Origin of the sequence: Photorhabdus aegyptia, assembly GCF_000612035.1 — a bacterium.
In the GTDB taxonomy this organism is placed as follows: domain Bacteria; phylum Pseudomonadota; class Gammaproteobacteria; order Enterobacterales; family Enterobacteriaceae; genus Photorhabdus; species Photorhabdus akhurstii.
The window spans coordinates 1-17,716 of sequence record NZ_JFGV01000090.1; the positions used below are offsets into that span (position 1 = coordinate 1).

The following is a 17,716-nucleotide window of genomic DNA, read 5'->3' on the forward strand; positions in this document are numbered from 1 at the left end:
TAATCCAATAATAAGAGTGAAAATATTTAACCGGATTAACCGAATTAAGCTAATGTGCTTAAGTAAGCGGTTTTACATGGGCTGTAAGGGGTTTATGAAAAGCAGAGACAATCATTAAAGAAAATCGATAGATCTTTAGATTGATTAGATTAACCGTATTAAACATGACGAAATAATCAGGCATTAAGTTTAAATATTATTAGCATCTCTATTATCTGCTCTGGTTTTAACGTTAAAAAGCTAAGTGCAGGAAAAAGAGGAAACTTAAACATCAGTTTAATGAACATAGGGCAGTTAAATACGTATCAGGAACAGCTGAAAACTTTAATCATTAACGGTGAAAACAGGTGATTAAGGTTTTTTAAAAACGGGTAGAAAATTCGACGCAACATTGACATTGGCAGAAAAAACATTCGGAAAAACCAGTCTTGAATTGATTAACAAAGTGACTGCGTTAATCCAGTAATAAGAGTAAAAATATTTAACAGGATTAACCGAATTAAGCTAATGTACTTAAACAAGCGGTTTTGCATGGGCTGTAAAGGGTTTACGAAAAACAGAGACAATCATTAAAGAAAATCGATAAGTTTTTAGATTGATTAGATTAGCATTATTAAACATGACGAAATAATCAGGCATTAAGTTTAAATATTATTAGCCTCTCGGTTATATGCTCGGGCTTTAAAGTTGAAGTGTTAAATACAGGGAAGAGAGAAAACTTAAACATCAGTTTAATGAACATAGGGCAGTTAAATGCGTATCAGGAAACGAAAAATCATTAGGTTTATAAAAACTGCTTAATCAAAACCATCTATTGGATGCATTTTTGCTTTAAAAAATAGGAAAACCCTAGTAATGATAATGGTTTTACAGATCCCTTCTCTTTTTACTTGTATTTCCCGTTCTTAGGGATTGCAAGCGATTTTTTATCGGTAATTAACTCAGCTAAGTATTAAAAAAGTAGGTATCCCGTTAATAACAGCTTTTTAACAGGGATTAAAGTGCATAAAAAGCGCTTATTCCTTGCTGTGGTCATTTAAAAGTGAGAATACAAAGAATTTAAAGGTTTTATGTGAAAGTAAAAGACGGATTTAACGCAATAGATGTACTTTTTACAAAGGCAGTTAATTACATTTAATCAAATGCTATTAACCATTACACAGAGAGTTGAAAAGAAATCAGCAGGTAAAATAATGTTATTCGGCATGTCGATATTAACGTGTTTTCTCCCTGTTATTTTATTCAGCAGATTATAAACATAACGCAATAAAAAAGGGTAAAACGATTAATGCAGCAGGATTTAAATTCTAAACAGCGCGTTGATTATCTGAAAAAACATAAGGGGGTATCTTTAATACCATCAGGCCATTTACAGGCCTAATTTAGGCGAAAAATAACCTATAGAAATCGCTCAGGATTGAGCGTAAACAACCTCAGTAAAGATAAAAAGCGGGTATGATTAACGTTGGTTAAATGTAAAACACGATATGCCATGATGATTAAACTGAATAAAAATCAGGTAGTAAAGATGATAAAAACAGCGGTTAAAACCTGATACCGATTAAAACCGGAGGTTAAAACAGGGGTTTTTAATAACCGTTTAAAACCTGCCGTCATAAAGCTATCAGTGAAAAGCTCTGTTAACTTGGGAAAAAGAATAAGTAAAAAAATAATCCGGTATAAAAAACATATACCGGATTATCATATCAAGGTTAAGTTATTTAAAACGCCTGACTATATCAGTAATTACACTACCTCCTTTGCAAAACCGATTTCCAACGCCCTATTCAAAGCCTGAGCTAAAGCCATTTTATTCTCATCATCCTCCAATAAACTAAAATGATTACCCGGCATTGCAATCAGTTTAAGCGAAGTCTCAGCTATTATCTGCGCCCAACCTAGCGATGGATCGATATTTAAAGGCTCTGACTTTTTATCCGTCACAAAAGAAATAGACGGGTAAGGTTCCATCGCATAAAACTGATGCAACGTTACCGCTAATGCTTGTGGCTTATAATCTTTGACTATTTGATCATAATGTTCTATCTGTTCCCAACGTTTTGCTATTAAGTCAGCACCCAAATTGGCGGGATATAACGCCAGTTCCTGAGCCGCTGCAATAAATTGCACCAAATTCAATTCATCGATTCGCTGATGCAACTCAGCAATCTCTTCGGTCTGTTCTTCCCCTAATTGCCTGACCAATTCAGCAAAGAATTGATGTTTTGGTTGCTCTATCTGCTCACAAAAGCAATGAGGAGCAAGCGTGTCAATCAGCCCCAGGAAATTAACTCGCTCGCCAGCACTCAAAAGCTGTTGGGCAATGGCATAAGCCAATATTCCGCCAGAAGAGTAACCACTTATCCGATATGGGCCTGCCGGTTGAACGGCTTTCATCAAGGTGATCATTCTGGCAGCCTGCTCTTCCATCGTTGACATCGGTTCTTCACTGATGGAAGGCCAAGGCAGCGCATAAATCGGGTAGTCCGACGGAATATGCTGAGCCAACCCGAAGGCATAGGAGTAGTCACCCATGCCGCTGGGCACAAAGAACAGCGGCAGCTCTGTTCCATCAAGTCGTACCGATATAGCACTATTTTGCGGCTGAGACAGTAAATCTGAGGTGATTTTTGCAGCCAGTTCAGCCAGCACCGGGAATTGGAACAAGGTATTTAATGTGCAAATCATCCCCCGACCAGCGGCAATATTTATCATTCGCATAGCGAGCAATGAATGGCCGCCCAATGCGAAGAAGTTGTCATGGCGGCTGACCCGCTCAATACCCAGTAACTCACCCCAAATAGCCGCCAGAGTTGTCTCAGTTTCCCCTTGCGGCGCTTCATAGATCTGACGGGAAAAATCTTCCTCCCGCGGTGCCGGTAATGCCCGGTGATCTAGCTTGCCGTTCGGGGTTTGCGGGAAGGTATCCAAACGCACAAACGCTGACGGCACCATATAATCTGGCAAAATGGCGCTCAGATGAGCACGCAAACTGCTCGTCAAACCTTCATTCGCCTCTGCTACCACATAAGCGACCAAATGTTTGTCTCGACCATCCTCCCACACCGACACCGCCGCCTCTTGCACTGCCGAGTGTTCCAACAACCGGATTTCAATCTCCCCTAACTCAATTCGGAAGCCGCGAATTTTCACCTGCTCGTCATTACGGCCCAGAAATTCTAGATTACCGTCCGGTAAGTAACGGGCCAAATCCCCTGTGCGATACATCCGTGCACCGGATACCGGACTAAAAGGATCGGCTATAAAACGTTCCGCACTTAATTCCGGCTGGTTAAGATAACCCCGTGCAACCCCGACGCCGCCAATATACATTTCGCCAACGCAGCCTAATGGGACCGGTTGACCATATCTGTCCAGTAGGTAGACGCAGGTATTTTTAAGCGGTCGGCCGATAGAACTATCATCAGCCAGGGATAATATCTCCTTACAGGTCGCCGTTACGGTATTTTCCGTCGGACCATAGGCATTCAATAGTCGAGGTCGGTGGGTTTCCCGCGCAAACCAGTCCTGAATAGCGCTCTTTTTAACCGCTTCACCACCAATAATGATGAATCTGAGGCAATCCGGTAGCGGTAATGGGTTGTCTCTGGCAATCAGTTCAGACCAAAATAGCGTCGGCAGCGACATTACTGTGATACGGTTCTGCCAGGCCAAGGCAATAAACTCCTGCATCGAAGTCAGCCAGCGATCATCACGCATGACTAATGTGGCGCCATTACATAATGACAAGCAGCACTCTTCTACTGAAACGTCAAACGCAAAAGAGGCGAATTGTAACAGCCGGTCTTGCGCAGTAACCGCATAGGTTTCGTTAAAACCCAGATGACGTTGATACACCGCCTGATGTTCTATCATCACCCCTTTCGGCTGCCCGGTTGAACCGGAGGTATAGATAACATAAGCGAGATGTTGTGGCGTCAATCCGATTACCTGTGGGTTACTGTCCGGCTGGTCTGGCAGGGTGTTCGAATCAAGTACCGTCAGTCCGGCCAGTGCCCGTTCGCCAAGCGCCGTCCGGCCAGCTTCATCAACCAGTACCACTGACGGGGCCGTATCATCCAAAATATACGCCAGACGTTCTCCCGGATAAGCCGGGTCCAGCGGCACATAAGCCCCGCCCGCTTTCAGCACCGCCAACAACGCCTCCACTATCGCCGGGGAACGTGCCATGCAAATCGCTACTCTTTGATCTGGGACGACGCCTAATGTCATCAATTGATGGGCAAGGCGGTTGGCGCGAGCATTTAATTCGGCATAGCTGAAACTTTGCTCTTCATATACTAACGCAGTCGCCTCCGGGGTTTTCTCTACCTGTTGCTCAAACAGTTGGTGAACACATAATGGGTCAGGATACGGGTTTTCCGTGGTATTCCAGGTCTCCAGCAACAATGCACGTTCCGTTTCAGGCAGGATGTTCAATGCGCGTACCGGCGTCTCTGGCGCCTGTTCAAGCGCTTCCACCAGACTTTCCAGCGCCTGCTGCATATAATCGCATAGTCTCTCTGGCGCAAACGGCTGCACCACCAGAGCGGTTAGCCCCAACGAGGAACCACCATCCTCCACCGACAGCCCAAATGGGTAGTTAGTCCGCTCCTGTCCGTCCAGAAATTCAACGCCTGCGATGATGTCATCCGACATTGCCGATAAGGCATTATGTCGATAGTTGAACAGAGCGCTAAAGAGCGGCGTGCCGCTGGCAATACCACTGCACCGCTGGGCCAGCGCCAGTGAAGCATGCTCATGCTCCAGCAACCCGGCCAGGCGCAAATGTACCGCACGCACGCTATCCTGTATCGGGGTATCATCGATATCCAATCGCAACGGCAGGGTATTCATAAACAGCCCCATGCCATTGTCTGCCCCCTCTCCCGCTTCCATCCGCCCAAACAGAACAGTGCCAAACACCACTTTCTCTTGCCCGCTGGTATGCGACAGTACCTGTGCCCAAGCCAGATGACACAACGCCGCCAAACTGACACCGAAACGCCGGGCCAGGCTGCGCAGACGATCATTCAGCTCAGGCGCCAGCATCCGATGAAATTCCCTCATTTGAGAGCCGTCACGATGTACTTCCGCCAGCCCGAATGGGAATGTTGGTTCATCCACCTCCGCCAACATGTCGGTAAAGAAACGGGTATGTGCTGCCTGATCCCCCTTCAACCGAGTCTGAGCCACCAGATTGCGGAAAGGAACCGGCGCAGGCAAGCTATCCCCCTGCCCGGTAAAATAGGCCCGCACTTCACGGTGCATCACTTCCAACGTTTCATGGTCGCCAATCAAGTGATGCTGCAATTCCAGTAAGAACCAGCGGCCATCAGTTTCCTGAGTGATGACAAAATGCAGTAACGGCGCCTGACTCAAATTAAGACGATAGTGCCCCGGATCAAAACGCCGGGTTAACTGGTCAATAACTGGGCCGTCAGCCGGGTCTAACGTCAGTTCCGTCACAGGCAACCGTGCCTGACGCCAGACCACTTGCGCCGGAACTGATAATCCTTGCCAGATAAAAGCCGTCCGCAAGATGTCATGGCGATCAATCGCCTGTTGTACCGCCGCCAGATAACGGTCCAATAGCGAGCGATTCTCAAAGATCACCGGATAGAGCAACAGATACGGGTCGCCTTTCTGTTCCAACAAGTGATGGAACAGGATACCGTCCTGCAGCGGCGACAACGCATAGATATCCTGAATATTAGCCACTCCACCCGGTACCTGCCCGACGATGCGATCAATATCAGTCTGAGTCAGATCAATCAGCGGCAACATTTCCGGCGTCAGCGTCGTAGTGGCCGGGGTGATGACGTTAGGCGGCACCACGACAGCCTGATGTTGTCCCAATGTTTGGGCCAAGTCTGACAACACCGGAAATTGGAACAGAGCCCGCGCCGTCAGAGTCAACCCCAAGTGACGCAAGCGTTCAATCATGCGTACAGCGAGCAATGAATGACCGCCCAACACAAAGAAGCTGTCATGTCGGCTAATCTGCTCAATACCCAATAACTCACTCCAGATGGCAGCCAGGGCGATCTCTGCTTCCCCTTGCGGCGCTTCATAGACCTGACGGGCAAAATCCTCTTCCCGCGGCGCCGGTAATGCCCGGCGATCTAACTTGCCGTTCGGCGTCTGCGGGAAAGCATCCATACGTACAAAGGCCACCGGAACCATATAGTCAGGTAAAATAGCACTCAAGTATTCACGTAAATCAGCGGCTAATCTCTCATGCGCTTCCGCTGCCACATAGGCGACCAGCCGTTTATGCTGCCCGTCATCCAATGCTAGCACCGCCGCTTCTCGTACCGCCGGGTGTTCGATCAACCGGGTTTCAATCTCCCCTAGTTCGATCCGGAAACCCCGAATTTTTACCTGCTCGTCGTTACGGCCCAGAAATTCCAGCTCGCCATCCGGCAGGTAGCGGGCTAAATCGCCGGTACGATACATTCGCGCACCGGATACCGGACTAAAAGGATCGGCTATAAAACGTTCCGCACTCAATTCCGACTGGTTAAGATAACTCCGTGCTACGCCCACGCCGCCAATATACATTTCGCCAACGCAGCCTAATGGAACGGGCTGACCGTATTTGTCCAGCAGGTAAATACGGGTATTTTTAACCGGCCGACCGATAGAACGATCGTCTGTCGGGAATAATATCTCCTTACAGGTCGCCGTCACGGTATTTTCCGTCGGGCCATAGGCGTTCAATAGTCGAGGTCGGTGGATTTCTTGCGTAAACCAATCCTGAACGGCGCTCTTTTTCACTGCCTCACCCCCAATGATGATGAGTCTGAGGCAATCCGGTAACGGTAATCCATTACCTCTGGCAACCAGTTCGGACCAAAATAACGCCGGCAGAGACATCACAGTGATACGGTTTTGCCGGGCTAAGGTAATAAATTCCTGCATAGAAGTTAGCCAACGCTCATCACGCATCACTAATGTGGCGCCATTACACAATGACAAGCAGCACTCCTCTACTGAAACATCAAACGCAAAAGAGGCAAATTGTAATAACCGGTCTTGCTCAGTGACGGCATAGGTGTCATTAAAGCCCTGATGACGTTGATACAGCGCCTGATGTTCTATCAGCACCCCTTTCGGCTGCCCGGTTGAACCGGAGGTATAGATGACATACGCCAGATGTTGTGGCGTCAATTCGGCTACCTGAGGGTTACTGTCCGGCTGGTCTGGCAGAATATTCGGGTCAAGTACCGTCAACCCGGCCAGTGCCTGCTCGCCAAGCGCCGCACGACCAGCTTCATCAGCCAATACCACTGACGGAGCCGTATCATTCAGGATATACGCCAAGCGTTCTCCCGGATAAGTCGGGTCCAGCGGCACATAAGCCCCGCCCGCTTTCAGCACCGCCAACAAAGCCACCACTACCGCCGGTGAGCGTGCCATGCAAATTGCCACCCGCTGATCCGGTATCACGCCCAATGCAATCAGTTGGTGGGCAAGGCGGTTGGCGCTAGCATTTAATTCGGCATAACTGAGCGTTTGCTCTTCATATACTAACGCGATCGCTTCCGGGGTTTTCTCTACCTGTTGTTCAAACAGTTGGTGAATACATAATGGGTCAGGATAAGGGATTTCTGTGGCATTCAAGGTTTCCAGTAACAGTGTCCGTTCCGTTTCGGGCAGGACATTTAGCACCCGTATCGGCGTCTCCGGGGCCTGTTCAAGGGCTTCCACCAGACTTTCCAGCGCCTGCTGCATATAACCGCATAGTCGATCTGGCTCAAACGGTTGTACCACCTGAGCGGTCAACCCCAACGTAGAACCACCATCCTCCACCGACAGGCCAAATGGATAGTTGGTCCGTTCCTGTTCCCCCAGGAATTCAATCCCGGCCATCGTCTCATCCAGCGCCGCCGGTTGCTCATTATGGCGATAGTTAAACAGAGCGCTAAAGAGAGGGTTCTCACCCTGTACCCCACTGCACCGTTGGGCCAGCGCCAGTGAAGCATGCTCATGCTCCAGCAATTCCGCCAATTGGAGCTGAACCGCACGCACGCTATCCTGTACCGGGGTATCATCGATATCCAGACGCAACGGCAAGGTATTCATAAACAGCCCCATGCCATTGTCTGCCCCTTCCCCTGCCGCCATACGTCCAAACAGGACGGTGCCAAACACCACTTTCTCTTGTCCGCTGGTACGCGACAGTACCTGCGCCCAGGCCAGATGGCACAAAGCCGCCAGACTAACACCCAAGCGCCGGGCTTGACTGCGCAGGCGATCATTTAACGTGGTGGTCAGCATCCGATAGGATTCCGTCATTCGAGAGCCGTCACGATGCACTTCCGCCAGCCCGAATGGCAACGTTGGCTCATCCACCTCCGCCAACATGTCGGTAAAGAAACGGGTATGCGCTTCCTGACTCACCCCTAGCCGGGACTGAGCTACCAGATTGCGGAAAGGAGCCGGCGTAGGCAGATGTTCTTCCTGCCCGGCAAAATAGGCCCGTACTTCACGGTGCATCACCTCCATCGTTTCATGGTCGCCAATCAAGTGATGCTGCACTTCCAGTAAAAACCAACGCCCATCCGTTTCCTGAGCGGCAACAAAATGCAATAACGGAGCCTGCCCCAGATCAAGACGATACTGACTCGGATCAAAACGCCGGGTTAACTGCTCAATGACTGGGCCGTCAGCCGGGTCCAGCGTCAGCTCCGTCACAGGCAACTGTGCCCGACGCAAGACCACTTGTGCCGGGGCTGACAATCCTTGCCAAATAAAAGCCGTTCGCAGGGTGTCATGACGATCAATCGCCTGTTGCACTGCCGCCAAATAACGGTCCAGCAGAGCTCGGTTAGCAAAGACCACCGGATAGTGCAACAGATACGGGTCGCCTTCCTGTTCCAACAAGTGGTGGAACAGAATACCGTCCTGCAACGGCGACAACGCATAGATATCTTGAATATTGGCCATCCCGCCCGGCGCCAGTTCAACGATACGATCGATATCAGTCTGAGTCAGATCAATCAGCGGCAACATCTCCGGCGTCAATGCCGTAGTGGTAGGAGTAATGACATTAGGCGGTATTATCACGGCCTGGTGCTGTCCCAACACTTGGGCCAGCGCTGACAGCGCCGACGACTGGAACAGATCACGCGCCGTGAGTGTCAATCCCAAGTGACGCAGACGTTCAATCATGCGTACAGCAAGCAGTGAATGGCCGCCTAACGCAAAGAAACTGTCATGCCGACTTATCTGCTCAATGCCCAATAATTCACGCCAGATAGCTGCCAGGGCGATCTCAGCCTCCCCTTGCGGCGCCTCATAAATCTGACGGGCAAAATCTTCCTCTCTTGGCGCCGGTAATGCCCGACGATCCAGTTTTCCGCTCGGAGTTTGCGGGAAGGTATCCAGACGCACAAAAGCGACCGGAACCATATAATCAGGTAAAATCGCACTCAAGTATTCACGTAAATCAGCAGCCAATCTCTCATGCGCTTGTGCCGCCACATAGGCGACCAGTCGCTTGTGCTGCCCGTCATCCAGTGCCAGTACCGCCGCTTCTTGTACCGCCGGGTGTTCCACCAAACGGGTTTCAATTTCCCCCAACTCAACCCGGAAGCCACGGATTTTAACTTGCTCATCGTTACGGCCCAGAAATTCCAGATCACCGTCCGACAGAAAGCGGGCCAAATCCCCAGAGCGATACATCCGCGCGTCGGATACCGAGCTAAAGGGGTCCGGCAGAAAACGTTCCGCGCTCAATGTAGGTCTGTTCAGATAACCCCGAGCCACGCCCACGCCACCAATGTACATTTCGCCAATGCCACCCAATGGAACCGGTTGTCCCTCTCTATCCAACACATAGATGCGGGAATTTTTAGCTGGCCGACCGATAGAACGGGCATCTTCCGGGGATAATAGCTCCTTATAAGTCACCGTCACGGTATTTTCCGTCGGGCCATAACCGTTCAATAATCGGGGCCGGTAGCCTTCCTGCTTAAACCAGTCCTGAACAGCGTTCTTTTTCACCGCCTCACCGCCAATCATGATGAGCCGGAGGCAATCCGGCAGCGGCAACCCTGGCTCTCTGGCTGCCAGTTCAGACCAGAATAGGGTTGGCAGAGAAACGATAGTAATACGATGCTGCCGAGTTAAAGCAATAAACTCCTGTATCGAAGCCAGCCAGCTATCATCCCGAATAACCAGTGCAGCTCCATTACATAATGCCGAGAAGAATTCCTCTACTGAAACATCAAACGCAAACGCGGAAAATTGTAACACCCGATCTTGCGCAGTGACGGCATAGGTGTCATTAACTCCCAGAATACGTTGATAAATCGCCTGATGTTCTATCATCACCCCTTTCGGCTGCCCGGTTGAACCGGAGGTGTAAATCACATAGGCCAGATGCTGTGGCGTCAACGCAGCCACCAATGGATTGCTGTCCGGTTGGTCAGGGAGGATATTCGGGTCAAGCACTGTTAACCCAGTCAGCGCGGCTTCACCCAACGCTTCCCGACCAGCCGCATCAGCCAACACCACTGACGGGGCAGTATCATTTAGGATAAACGCCAGACGTTCCGCCGGGTAGGTTGAATCCAGCGGCACATAGGCCCCGCCAGCTTTCAGCACCGCCAACAGCGCCACCACCATCGCCGGGGAGCGTGCTACACAGATCGCTACTCGCTGGTCCGGTAAGACGCCCAATGCAATCAACTGGTGCGCCAGCCGGTTAGCGCCAGCATTTAATTCAGCATAACTGAGTCTTTGCCCTTGATACTCTAACGCCGTGGCCTCTGGAGTTTGCTCTACCTGTTGCTCAAATAACTGATGAATACATAACGGGTCAGGATAAGGGATTTCAGTCGTGTTCCAAGTTTCCAGTAACAATGTACGTTCAGCCTCAGGCAACAAATTAAGCTGGCCAACGGGAATTTCATCCCCCATCTTTTTCGATGCTGCCAGCACCTGTAAGTGCTCACTCATCCGTAAGACAACTTCCGTGCTCAGACGGTTTTCATCATAGATCCAGCGAAAACCGCCCTGCTCATTTATCTGGAAGGTCAACAATTCGCCAGATATCTTCTGATCACGTGGCTTATCATCCTTTATCAACGAGACGGCGATTCGCCACGGCCGACTGGTTGCCAACGCCGGGATAGCCTGCAACGAAGGAGAACAAGAGAAGAGATCACAACTAAATGTACCGTATTGCTCCAACCGGGACAGCTCATCATCAACCCAGCCAGCTACCTCACGCCAAGGCTTATCAAGCGCTACCTCAACGGCCATAGGCACCACCGTCGCCAGATTTGCCAACTCATCTTTTACCTCATCCACACGCCAACCGATTTGGAATGAGGTCTGTTGAGTCAGGCGCGCAAGGTAAATGACAAAAGTCTGCAACAACGTTCGCAATGGCTCCTCTTCACCATTTTTGGGTAGAGGGGACTGCCAAGCGCTCATTGTCCATCTGGGTTCTGTTTGTTCTCCGGCGGTTTCGAAAGGTAACTGGAGGGGTTGCAAAGCAGCAAGACGCTCATACCAAAATAATTCACTGGGTGTGAGTCTCTCAAGGATATTCTTTGTATTTCGAGTCTGTTGTGAAACGTCATTTGCGTCGGTCATATTTTCTGACGTCTGAGTTTTAAACGCACTTCCCACTTTAGCAATGTTATTTTTCATCTACTACCTCAATGAATCTGTTAGAAATTTGAAAACCGTCATTCCCGACAGTCATCACTAATGTTTCTCTCCTACTTCTTGCCCAAAAATAAAAATAGATACATCTGCTATCCATCCAAGAGACTTAGATACCGGATGCCACTGCCCGATTAATAGCGGCTACTTAGCCATTTTTCGACTCTAATTCTCCTGATTAACGGAATGAGATATTCTATCTTTGTTCCCATTTTTTAGATAAGCTCGATTAATTGACTGCAATTTTTGTTGACTGACGCTGAATTCCATAATTAAAAACTTAACCATTAACTGCATTTATTATCCATAATTACCAAATAACCTTTATATTTTATCCGTTTTCCATTAATACCTAATTAAAATCATTTCAAAAACAAACCAAGTATTCTTAAAGACAAAACAGACCAATTTACATTCAATTATCAAAATATTACTTTGACAATCACCTATAAAACAGTCTTCATTCCAATAATAAAAGGACATACTAATTTCAAAGACAGTTATTTAATAGGCATAAAATAATCCTGCATATTCAATCATATCAAAATATAACGTCAAGCTAAAAATAATTCATAAAAAATTATTTTTCAACAATAAGACAATACCGCTAACGAATATACCAAAGATGAACAAATACAAATTATATTTAACTTAACTACATATATCCTGTAATAATTAGAACATAAAAAAATACAAATGTTATTATATCAACAACCACCAAGAAACAATTTCAAATTAAAACAACTTAATTTTTCATTGCTTCATAATAATACACAACGTAATCTATATATTATCCAATAATATTGACTATCGCCCAAATTAAATATCCTTCCATCCAAATAATTTAATTTCAAAATACTCTACATCTCATTAAAATTTCAAATATAAATTTTTCATCACATATATTTATAACTAAATACCTACATTGGATTATTTATTGAAATAATAAAAAACAATGACGATATTAATTTAAATTTTATGATTAATATTACTTTAAAAACAATATGGATATTAACACTAGCTGTTTTTAATATATTAACTAATTGCTATTTTTATAAAATTATCTATTTATGCCTTCTATAACTCACATCCTTAAATGTTAAGGATAAAGCGGCTATAATAGCCGGAATAGACAAAATGGCAAAAATAGTGCTATAACTTAATTCAAGCTTGATTAATTCTGCGCCAAATAAAGTACCGAAAATCCCACCGAATCTTCCAAAGCCTAACATCCAGGCAACCCCGGTTGCCCGACAATGAGTAGGATAAAATTGTGCAGAGATTGATCCCATCGACGCCTGAGCGCCATTCATCGTTACCCCTGCAAGAAATATAAGAATACTCAATAATAATACATTTTCTTCCCGACCAATAAAAAAAACCAAAATACCAGCCAGGGCATAACTCGTTGCAACGACTTTATGAGGATTAATTCGATCCATTAGCCAACCGGAAAAAACCGTGCTTATTACGCCTCCCAAAGGAAATAATGCTGTCAGTGTTGCCGCCATGCTAATAGTGAAACCAACATCGTTCATTAAAAACGGCATCCAACTTGTCAGAACATAAAAAACCAATGCTCCCATGCAATAGGTTATCCATAACATTATCGTCCCGACTAAGAATCGATTGGACAAAACCGTTTTAATTGACGATTTATGTATAATTTCTTCTTCATCAAAGGTAAACTTGTTTATATCATTTAAAGTATTACCGGTCATTTTAGACAAAATTCGTCTTATATTATTATTATCCTCTGGGCCACCTTTCAAAACCAAATACCTAAGTGATTCAGGTAATAGAGAAAAAAGAAATAGCGCTAGCAATAACGGCAGAATACCCCCTAAAATCAAAACTCCTTGCCAACCAAAATGGGGAATAATCCATGCAGAAATGATCCCACCCACTGCCGCGCCAAGAAGAAAACCACAAAAAACGATATTTATTAACAAAGATCGCCGATTCTCTGGTGCATATTCAGATATTAAGGTTATTGCATTTGACATTGCCGCACCAAGACCTAACCCAGTCAAAAAACGCAAAATAATTAATATCTGTATTGAATCTGCGGCAGCGGTAGCAAGACTAAACAGGCCAAAAACAGTGACGGATATTGTCAACACTGACTTTCGACCAAACCGATCCGCAAGTGGACCGGCAAAAATCGAGCCTAACGATAACCCAACAAGAGCGGCGTTCATAGCCAGCCCAAGAATAGCACCATCTACTTTAAAATCATTGACCACGGCTGGTGCAATATACCCCATTAATACCGTGTCAAAACCATCAATAACAACAATTAAGAAACATAAAATTAAGACTTGCCATTGAACTTTCGAGAATTTTTGATTATCAATAATATGTTGAATACTAACTGTTTTAGTGCTATCCATCTTAAATCACCAATGTCATAAAATTCACTCCCTTTGACTATAAAGATAAATTATCAGTTTAATATTAGATGTAAAGAAAATTTATTTTCAATGTTTCCTAAGTTAATTTTATTAATATCCATATTATCACCATGAAAAACATAATTGACGTTATTATTTTCAATTTATAATATTTACATGAAATATTTCCATTGACTGACAGTTATGCCTTTAATTTAAAATCTCTGTTCTCTGAATTCACATTAATAATAACTAAAGACACGTAATTCTAATAATCCATCCCTCTCTTGGGATCTCAGGAATTCCTAATCAATTGTCTTAATTGCTCTTTTATGATTTTTCCACTTGCGTTTCTAGGTAAAGTTAAAAAAGTATATCCTTTAGGGCGCTTATACCGTGCTATTTCCATCAAAAGACACTAACCGCGAACACACTTTTTCCTCATGTACTCAGTCGGTTATAATCAGTTTTTCCAGACATAATGAACTGCCCCTTTTGAATGTCGGATGATTGTCTAACATTTGAGGGCAGTTCATTTTGTCCGAGCTAACATTAAGAATTAGATAATTTTTTAATTACAGAGCTTACAGTACCAGATGGTAATAATGTTTCATTTATTGTTTTTCCATCATCATTACTCCATACAAAACGATCATTATGGCTCGTTTTCATGAAATAAACATAATATCCATTATCTCCCATTGGTGTACATGTCATATCGAACAACCCCTCAATGAGATTTTCTCCATCCCCTGTGAAATAGTTCTCAGCATTTCTATACAGGCTAACTGGTTCAATGTTGACATCATTACATACCAATTCATCTATTTTCATATTTAAATAAAAACTGAAGGTTGTTTTCAGCTCAAAAACATCTAAAAGATCAAATATTTTATGTCCATCCAAATAGAAAAAGAAGATGCCATTTTTCCAAAAGCCATCAGATGAGTTCCATGATTCAACAACATCGAACTGAAGAGAAAAATAAAACGGATCGCCATAAATCATTTCAACCTAACTCCCAATTTCTTTTGGATGTCGCTTGGCACCTGTTTACTTATTAACTGATTTTTTATATCTCCAGAGCTGCCATTCCAGTGATATTCCCCATTGGTACCTTCGAACCTATGAATATTACCTTTTTCATCCTTAGAGAATCTAACTTCTTTATTACCATAATTTTTGGAGCTTAGAATTGAGTTTTCAAAAAGTTTCAATGAATCTTTTGGTTCTATTCTCACATTACGGCGATTTCCATCACCACCAAGAGTATGTTTAGGATTTGATTTATAAACTAACCCATTATTCGCTGTCACTGGATTAGGTACTGGTACAGCACTTCCCTTGACTCCTTTTGCTCCAGCCTTACTGATCCCTCCGGCCACTCCCGCAGACGCCGCAATTCCCGTCTGCCCCATAATCTTCACGATTTCCTGGGTCGTTTCTTCTGAACCGCCAGTGACTTGGGCACGATGGAGCACTAAATTCCGTGATGCGTCAATATTCGACATAGCACCCCGTAAATCTGCCCATTCCCGTACTTCTGCCGGCGTGAGGGAATCCAGCCCCTGCATTCTGGCTTTTTCCTGAATTTCGCCTATTCGAGCACTGTAGTCACCTTGCAATGCCCGCAGCTCTTTGGCAACGGCAACGCACTGGTCAGCCCCTGAACACGTTGCTATCCGCTCCTGAACCTTGTCATACTCCTGCCGATATTTATCCCTAACGGCAGAACGGCAACTGCTATCACCCTGACAATTAACCAGTTCCTCACTGCGCGATTGGTTCTTCTCCACACTGAGGAGGTGGTTGTTGTCTACAACAACTTTTTTCTCTGTCGTGTAGTTTGACACCGAACCAGATTGAGGCTGTTCACGGTGATTAGGTGAGCAGCTTTACAGTTTTTCGTTTCTTAAATACACACAATATCCATTGCCAACTTTTATTGGCTGGGGATAATCGAGACGTTCCATATGGGTGCTGATAGTAAAATCGCCTTCAAAATCCGCTATGACCTCAGTTTCAACTTCTGATGTAATCTCTTTGTTATATTCAGTGAATTCACCATCATAATAAAAAAACAGCTGAATATTTTTATTGTTCAGCATAGCAATAACACATCTCACATTAGGGGTTATGTTACCAAGCAAAGCTCTTTGTATTGACAATTTTAAATAACTAGATAAGTCAGTATTATTACGCATAAAATCTCCTGTTTTTTCACCACTTATGGTCTCGCTGGGACAATGTGAACACCACTTTTACTATAATGTACAATCCCATTAGTTGTAGGTATAGAAACTCCTGTTTGCGGATCTATGTAATTCCCGATCACATGTCCATAATTAATTCGTTCTTTTGAACCAGGAGTTCCAATAGGAATATTCCCAATCTGTTGTCCACTTCCTATCTTCTGAAGCAATATTTGTGGAGGAACAGTGATGATACTTTTATTTAAACCTGCATGTACTCAGTCGGTTATAAACGATTTTTCCCTGTGCAGCTTGATACCCAGCCTATAATGCCCCGACGCGCTTTTTCAGCCAGATAGTCCACTTTCCCCAGATGCGGTTAGAGAACAACAGCCTGCTCAGTAAGCAACCGTTTAACTTTACTACCGCCATTGTGATGTTGACGGAGTAGGCTAAAAAAAACAGTCCCGGCTTTTACAAACCGGGGGGTAAATATTTAGATAATATTTTTTTCTACTTGCTCTACAAGAGCACGGAATTCTCTAAAGTCAAAGTTCCATATTCCTCCATTCGGACAAGAAAAGATCTCTATTCTCATGCCATGCTCAGGTTCATTCGAGACTTCTGCTACTTGATCTGTACCCCAAAAGATCTCGTAAACAACATTCTCTCGATCTGGCAAGCTCGCTATTTGTGCTGTTAATTTATTTGTCATTTCGGTGGTTCCAAAAATCCTATAAGCCTACCTTGAGCATCATAACGTAATCCACGCCCACTAGAAGATATAACATCAGTAACTTGACCGTATCGTCCTGTATTACTTTGAATCACCTTTTTGTTCGGGTCATTCAATATACTATCTACAATTTTTTGGCCTTGTTCATTTATCGCAGATGGGTTTCCTTTAGCCTCTGGAAAAATGCTACCTGGCCGACTACCATGTTTTTGTAGAGCGCGACCAGCAAGTGTCAAATCGCCTTTTTTTGAGGCCGGATCTGTATATTTTGCTCCATTTGACAATTCATCAACTGACCATTTGCCAATATGATTGTTATTTCTGGCATTCTGCTCATCTTCTGGATCATGTCCTCCCGGTGTTCCTGTTCCTGAACCACCAAGTTCGGCTTTCTCTGAATCTGTCAGATCCTTTGATATATTGGGTTGATTCTCACCATCTACATAATCTGACGAACATACCCGGCCAAAGGAACATTGAGTCGCTTTATCTATAGATTCTCCCATTTCCTTCAATTTTTTGTCCACAGCTGAAGCTATTGTCTGATTTGCTTCATTCACGGTTTCACCCGTGTTTGAACCGGCTATCGGTGGTGGTGGCATTGGTATAGCTAGGGCATTATTATCCGCAACAACGCATTCCATTGCGACGTTGACCGCCAAACACCGATTTTCCCAATGCCCTCAGCCAGTTACCACCCGTTTTTTCCAATG

At 45.1% G+C, this 17,716-nt stretch carries 8 protein-coding genes; all 8 read right to left on the bottom strand.

Annotation, left to right across the window (positions count from 1 at the left end; genetic code table 11):
• Positions 1–1,746: 1,746 nt before the first annotated feature.
• The 8 genes from BA1DRAFT_RS20005 to BA1DRAFT_RS21485 all read right to left on the bottom strand — a co-directional run bounded on the left by BA1DRAFT_RS20005 (position 1,747) and on the right by BA1DRAFT_RS21485 (position 17,563).
• On the bottom strand, positions 1,747–11,667 hold the full coding sequence (locus tag BA1DRAFT_RS20005) for a non-ribosomal peptide synthetase (protein ID WP_036782933.1): 9,921 nt from the start codon (positions 11,665–11,667) through the stop codon (positions 1,747–1,749).
• Positions 11,668–12,746: 1,079 nt separating this feature from the next.
• Positions 12,747–14,075: an MFS transporter gene (locus BA1DRAFT_RS20010; RefSeq protein ID WP_036782937.1), complete on the bottom strand. Its 1,329-nt coding sequence runs from the start codon at positions 14,073–14,075 to the stop codon at positions 12,747–12,749.
• A gap of 552 nt (positions 14,076–14,627) precedes the next feature.
• Complete coding sequence (locus BA1DRAFT_RS20015) at positions 14,628–15,083, bottom strand: immunity 42 family protein (protein ID WP_036782940.1); 456 nt, start codon at positions 15,081–15,083, stop codon at positions 14,628–14,630.
• Positions 15,080–15,928, bottom strand: a complete 849-nt coding sequence (locus BA1DRAFT_RS21480) for a hypothetical protein (protein WP_051560889.1) — start codon at positions 15,926–15,928, stop codon at positions 15,080–15,082. The genes BA1DRAFT_RS20015 and BA1DRAFT_RS21480 overlap by 4 nt, the downstream gene beginning before the upstream one ends.
• Positions 15,929–15,970: 42 nt before the next feature.
• The gene (locus BA1DRAFT_RS20025) at positions 15,971–16,279 is read right to left on the bottom strand and encodes a MafI2 family immunity protein (RefSeq protein WP_051560891.1); all 309 of its coding nucleotides are present in this window, start codon (positions 16,277–16,279) and stop codon (positions 15,971–15,973) included.
• Between the two features lie 23 nt (positions 16,280–16,302).
• Positions 16,303–16,521: a polymorphic toxin type 50 domain-containing protein gene (locus BA1DRAFT_RS24740; protein ID WP_082303738.1), complete on the bottom strand. Its 219-nt coding sequence runs from the start codon at positions 16,519–16,521 to the stop codon at positions 16,303–16,305.
• Between the two features lie 242 nt (positions 16,522–16,763).
• Positions 16,764–16,982 carry a hypothetical protein gene (locus tag BA1DRAFT_RS20030; RefSeq protein ID WP_036774990.1) on the bottom strand — a complete coding sequence of 73 codons (219 nt, stop codon included), beginning with the start codon at positions 16,980–16,982 and terminating at the stop codon, positions 16,764–16,766.
• The gene (locus tag BA1DRAFT_RS21485; protein ID WP_152544362.1) at positions 16,979–17,563 is read right to left on the bottom strand and encodes a hypothetical protein; all 585 of its coding nucleotides are present in this window, start codon (positions 17,561–17,563) and stop codon (positions 16,979–16,981) included. The genes BA1DRAFT_RS20030 and BA1DRAFT_RS21485 overlap by 4 nt, the downstream gene beginning before the upstream one ends.
• Between the last annotated feature and the right edge of the window lie 153 nt (positions 17,564–17,716).